The organism is Okeania sp. SIO2B9 (genome assembly GCF_010672505.1).
Lineage (GTDB): Bacteria > Cyanobacteriota > Cyanobacteriia > Cyanobacteriales > Microcoleaceae > Okeania > Okeania hirsuta.
In genome coordinates this window covers 1-5,639 of the sequence record NZ_JAAHGK010000407.1, presented here as the reverse complement: position 1 = coordinate 5,639, position 5,639 = coordinate 1, and the positions used below count along the sequence as shown (strand labels likewise).

The window sequence follows — 5,639 nt, the reverse complement described above, 5'->3', positions numbered from 1 at the left end:
GTAATTTTGAACACCCCCGTTGACGGTGGGGTATTAAACCCACAAAGAAAATGATAAAATATTGTCGATGTTTAAAAGTAAAAAAAAAAGACATTTTTGTCCATTAAAAAACGAGAATAAATTTTAATATTCCCTTAACCTTTTACAAATGAAATATCTAGACAAGTAGAGCAGCCTAAAAGTAGTGTTAAGTTAAATATCGTTTCAAGTTAAAGTTGAAAAGAAGGGGAAAAATAATGTTACAAATACCTCAAAAAACAACAGACTCAAGCTATGATATTCTGAGGGCGGAGCGACAACCCCTAACCTCAATATTTGCCCCAGAAAATGTGGCAGTAATTGGTGCTACAGAAAGAGTCGGCAGTGTCGGACGCACAATTCTCTGGAATCTACTCAGCAATCCTTTTGGAGGCACAATTTTTCCGGTTAACCCCAAGCGTCATAGTGTGTTAGGAATTCCAGCTTATCCAAATATTAAAGCCATACCAGCACCAGTAGACTTAGCAATCATTGCCATACCTGCACCAATGGTCCCTGATGCTGTGCGTGACTGTGTAGAAGTAGGCATAAAAGGCGCGATCATAGTCTCAGCCGGATTCAAAGAGATTGGACCAGAAGGCATAGAATTAGAACGACAAATTATGGCAACAGCCAAGGGCAAAATGCGACTGATTGGCCCCAACTGTTTAGGACTAATGAACCCCCATAGTGGACTAAACGCCACCTTTGCTAGCACTATGGCAAACCCAGGCAACCTTGGTTTCATTAGTCAGAGTGGAGCATTTTGTACAGCCGTTCTCGACTGGAGTTTCCCAGAAAACGTAGGCTTCAGTGCATTCATTTCCATAGGCTCAATGCTAGATTTAGACTGGGGCGACCTGATATACTATCTTGGAGACGACCCCCACACCAAAAGTATTGTCATCTATATGGAATCCATTGGCAATGCGCGCTCATTCCTGTCTGCTGCTCGTGAAGTAGCATTGACCAAGCCAATAATAGTGATTAAAGCTGGTCAAACTGAAGCTGCTGCTAAAGCTGCTGCTTCACATACAGGGTCACTCACAGGTAGTGATGAAGTGCTAAATGCTGCCTTTCGTCGGTGTGGGGTGTTGCGAGTGAATCGCATCTCTGAACTATTTAATATGGCAGAAGTGATGGCAAAACAGCCACGGTTGCCAAAAGGACCGAAACTGACAATTATTACTAATGCTGGAGGACCAGGAGTCTTGGCGACCGATGCCCTGATTGCTACTGGTGGAGAACTTGCACCTCTGGCAGAAGAAACAATTGCTCAACTGAATGAATTTCTCCCCACCCACTGGAGTCATGCTAACCCCATTGATATCCTTGGTGATGCTGACCCAGAGCGTTATCGCAAAACTTTAGAAGTAGCAGTTAAAGATCCTAACACCGACGGTTTGCTGGTAATTTTGACTCCTCAAGCAATGACCGACCCCACTCAAACAGCTGAACAGTTGAAGCATTATGCTCAAACTGCTAAAAAACCAGTATTAGCAAGTTGGATGGGAGGGGATGAGGTAACTACAGGTGAAACTATTCTCAATCGTGCTAGTATCTCAACTTATCGTTATCCAGATTCTGCTGCCAAGCTTTTTAACTTTATGTGGCAGTACAATTATAACTTGCAGGGTATTTATGAAACCCCAGTGCTAGCAGAAGAACAAGAAAGCGGTCCAAACTGTTCTATAGTTGAGCAAATTATCAAAACAGCTCAGGATGCAGGCAGAAATATTCTCACAGAGTCAGAATCAAAACAAATTTTAGCTGCTTATGGTATTCCTATTGTGCAGACTTTGGTTGCCAAAACTGAAGCAGAAGCAGTGGAACGTGCTAATATAATTGGTTATCCAGTGGTGCTGAAACTGTTTTCTGAGACAGTTACCCATAAAACTGATGTGGATGGTGTGCAGTTAAATCTTAAAGATGCAGAAGCAGTAAAATGGGCATATCAAAATATTCAAACATCTGTAACTGAGAAAGTGGGGTCTGAGCATTTCCTAGGGGTGACGGTACAACCAATGTTAAGTTTAGACCGTGGTTATGAGTTGATTATTGGTAGCAGTGTTGACCCACAGTTTGGTCCGGTCTTAGTGTTTGGTACGGGTGGGCAGTTAGTAGAGGTGTTTAGAGACCGGGCGATCGCTTTGCCTCCTTTGAATACAACTCTCGCTCGCCGGATGATGGAACAGACAAAAATTTATCAAGCTCTCAAAGGAGTAAGGGGAAGGAAAGCTGTAGATTTGGCAGCGCTGGAAAAGCTATTAGTGAAATTTAGTCAGTTAGTGGTAGAGGAACCTTGGATTAAGGAAATTGATATTAATCCTCTGTTAGCTTCTTCGGAAAGGTTGATTGCTTTGGATGCAAGGATAGTTCTTCATGATCAGAGTGTGGGTGTAGAGAAATTGCCATCATCAGCTATTCGTCCGTACCCTACTCAATATGTCAAACCTTGGCAAATGAGAAATGGGGAGGGGGTGACTATCCGTCCTATTCGCCCAGAGGATGAACCGTTGATTATTCAGTTCCATAAAACGTTGTCAGAGGAAAGTGTGTATTTGCGTTATTTTAACTTTCTCAAGTTGAGTCGGCGCATTGCTCACGAACGATTAACCAGAATTTGCTTTATTGATTACTATCGGGAAATGGCATTGGTGGCGGATTATAAAAATCCAGAAACGGGAAACCATGAAATTTTAGGAGTGGGTCGCTTGAGTAAGTCACATGGGGTAAATGAGGCAGAGTTTGCGATGTTGGTGAGCGACCCCTATCAACGTCAGGGGTTAGGGACGGAATTGTTATTGCGACTGGTGCAAATTGGTCGAGATGAGCAGTTAGAGGGAATTGTTGCGACAATTTTAGCTGAGAATATAGCTATGCAAAGAGTTTGTGAGAAAGTGGGTTTTCAATTGCAGCGTAGTGCTGATTTAGTAGAGGCGAAATTGACAATCTGTCATTAAGTAGGACTCAGCGATCGGCTATCAGCTTCTCAAGGTGTATAATGGGGGATTAAAACCCCCATAAAAGACACACTACGCACTTTTCAAATAAGTGTGGGGAACTTAAACCCTTGATTTTTTAGCGCTCCAGCTAAATGCTGTTTGCGTTTGCGTAGTATTTCAGACCGAAAGTATTCCGGAACGGAAAAGCTGATAGCTAGTTAAATCCGGGCGATCGGTAGTTATGGTTGTGACTCTGGCTTGCTTCCAACCTCTGAACCACTTTGGGACTTTGGGGTGGGTGCTAATCCTGTGAAGTCATTATTGGCTATTTCCTGAACTGTTGGTTACTCTGGTTCTGGTTGTGCTTCTAATGCAGCTTCTAACTTAGTCGCAAGGTCAGGAGGGCAAGGTTTTTGATACTTTGCATTTACTCCTTTGAGCGATCGCTTGTCCACGACTTTGAATGTGTCATCCTTTGGTAGATAAATCACTCGTTCGTTCTCTTTGCACTGTTTACCTGCACGGTAAAACCCAACATAACGCCCTATCTCTCGTCTTCCTTGAGGGTTAACCCAACTAACTAAATCAAAAGGCAAGGCTCCTTTTTTAGTAGTAGCATTAATACATTTGATCAGGTTACGCTCAGGAATTGTGCAGCTTTCCCAAATCTCTCCAGTCTTCTCAGCTCCTATCTCTGACTTGAATTGCTCTAGTTGTGATTTATTTTTCTTAGATAATAGCTGCTGCTTCAGTTCAGTCAGAGTCGCTTCAGGTTGTTGCAAACTACTCCTAGTTTCACTCGCTTCTACTTTATCAGCTTCTAAAGTTTCGGTTTGGGCTAGAGCATTTTTTTCTGAGATTTTATTAGAGGGTGCATTTACCTTAGCTATTTCTGTTTCATTAGAGTATAGTGATTCGATTTTCTCAGATTCTGGTGTATCTTGTGGAGGTTGTTCAGTAAATACACTGTCGTATACTTGTGCCTCCTTTGGGGTGTAGGTAGTCTCTGAATTGCTTTTGCGTTGCTCTTGCTCTTCTGTGTAGGTATCGGCAGCCTCAATCTCAGCGATCGTTTTTTCTAGGTGGTGGATTAAGTAGCCTAATAAGCGGTTATAGTATAATCTTGTTTCGTTTACTGAATTAGTAATTGGTTTAGTGGCCATTAATTTTGTTAGGCCCAAGTAGGCTCGTAATAAAGCCTTGTCTTGGCTGAAATTTTGTAATATAATTGAAATTGGATTGATGAAAAATATCATTGATTTGTCTCCTGATACTTGTTTACCGGGGACTCTAAAAGGGCATTGCCTCAACTTTACCTAGGAGAGGGCGGTGTCCTTTTTTATTGTCCACTTGTAGAACTTCTTTATTGGCCTCTACATTTATCATTATAGCTTGCATACTAATAAATGTAAATAAATTTTATAATTTTTTTTACTTGCTTACTACCAATAATATAACTTATAATATATACAATCAATAGGAGGACTGTAATATGGCCACTAAAACAACAAAAAAGAAGCAGACTAAAACCTCTACTAAGTGTGGGAGACCAGGAGGAAACCCTGATTTATTAGCTTATAGATGGAAACCTAAAGTACCAGGAAAACCCAAGTCTAATAATTTGACTGTCCGGGTAGATGACGAGATGTTCCACGGAATCAAAAAAATTTCAGGTTGGCAAGACAAGTTAAGAGCGAAAATCGACGAACTTCTACAAGAGGAAAATGCGCAAAACTATCAGACTGGGGATGGGGTGGGTTTAGTAGCAAAGTAGTTGCGATCGCGAAAATAGCAGTCCCTGAGATACTTACATAGTAAGCCTTTCATTTCTAGATTGTCGCTCATAGCAACTTCGCTATATTTGACCCAATTACATAGAAAAGCTTTAATTATGTCATATCCTTTTCGTATAGAACATCGCATCAAAAATAATAATAAATCACGTAGCGTAAGTCCTGATAATCTTCTTCCAAGTGAAGCTGATAATCCTATTCAACTAACGAGTATTGAACCAAGTGAAACTGATAATCTTATAGATGCTAACTTTGCTAACTATATGGAGCGTTTAGTTAAACTTGTGCCAACGGAAGTGCTTAGTGTTTATGTTACAGTACGTAGCTTTTGGATAGCTGAACCGACAGATAAATTACTTACTGAAAATAATACATCATTAAGCTTTATTGATTGGTGGCCTGTTATTTGTATTGGTCTTGTAATTCTTTCAAGACTTTGGGGGACAAGGGATACTGACAAAAAGTGGTCATCTATACAGCTAATCGGAACTGGAATTGCAGCCGTTTCATTTGTTATTTGGGTTTACGCAATGGGACATAATATATTAAAGTGGAATCTTCCAGATCCACGTTATGCACCTACAGCAGTAATTTTATGGATATTTATAGTTCCGTTTTTTTATAAAGGAGATTATAAAGTAGAATAAAAAGACTTTTTTAAAAAAAACAGCGTAGTATTTATCACAATAATCAATTTTCAGTTTAAGGTCAATAAGAATGAATTTAGATTCGATTTTTGAACTAAAAAATGAAATTTTAGATCAATATTACCAAAATGATTTAGAGTGTGAACCAAGTCTCAGAACAACAAGTTTAAACATTGAACATAATCCTGGAGAGCGCTTAAGCGTTGGATATTCAATCAAAGGCAAAAATGATTATA

At 40.2% G+C, this 5,639-nt stretch carries 4 protein-coding genes; 3 read left to right on the top strand and 1 reads right to left on the bottom strand.

Annotated features, from left to right (window positions below):
• Positions 1-236: 236 nt before the first annotated feature.
• Positions 237-2,981: a bifunctional acetate--CoA ligase family protein/GNAT family N-acetyltransferase gene (locus tag F6K13_RS15600; RefSeq protein WP_124143520.1), complete on the top strand. Its 2,745-nt coding sequence runs from the start codon at positions 237-239 to the stop codon at positions 2,979-2,981.
• Positions 2,982-3,307: 326 nt separating this feature from the next.
• Here the strand turns inward: F6K13_RS15600 and F6K13_RS15595 are convergent, their stop codons facing one another.
• Positions 3,308-4,126, bottom strand: coding sequence for a hypothetical protein (locus F6K13_RS15595; protein ID WP_124143521.1), 819 nt, complete (start codon positions 4,124-4,126; stop codon positions 3,308-3,310).
• Between the two features lie 329 nt (positions 4,127-4,455).
• Between F6K13_RS15595 and F6K13_RS15590 the strand changes: the two genes are divergently transcribed.
• Both F6K13_RS15590 and F6K13_RS15585 read left to right on the top strand, forming a co-directional pair.
• The gene (locus F6K13_RS15590; protein ID WP_124143522.1) at positions 4,456-4,737 is read left to right on the top strand and encodes a hypothetical protein; all 282 of its coding nucleotides are present in this window, start codon (positions 4,456-4,458) and stop codon (positions 4,735-4,737) included.
• 87 nt (positions 4,738-4,824) lie between these two features.
• On the top strand, positions 4,825-5,403 hold the full coding sequence (locus F6K13_RS15585; protein WP_287287801.1) for a hypothetical protein: 579 nt from the start codon (positions 4,825-4,827) through the stop codon (positions 5,401-5,403).
• Positions 5,404-5,639: the final 236 nt, after the last annotated feature.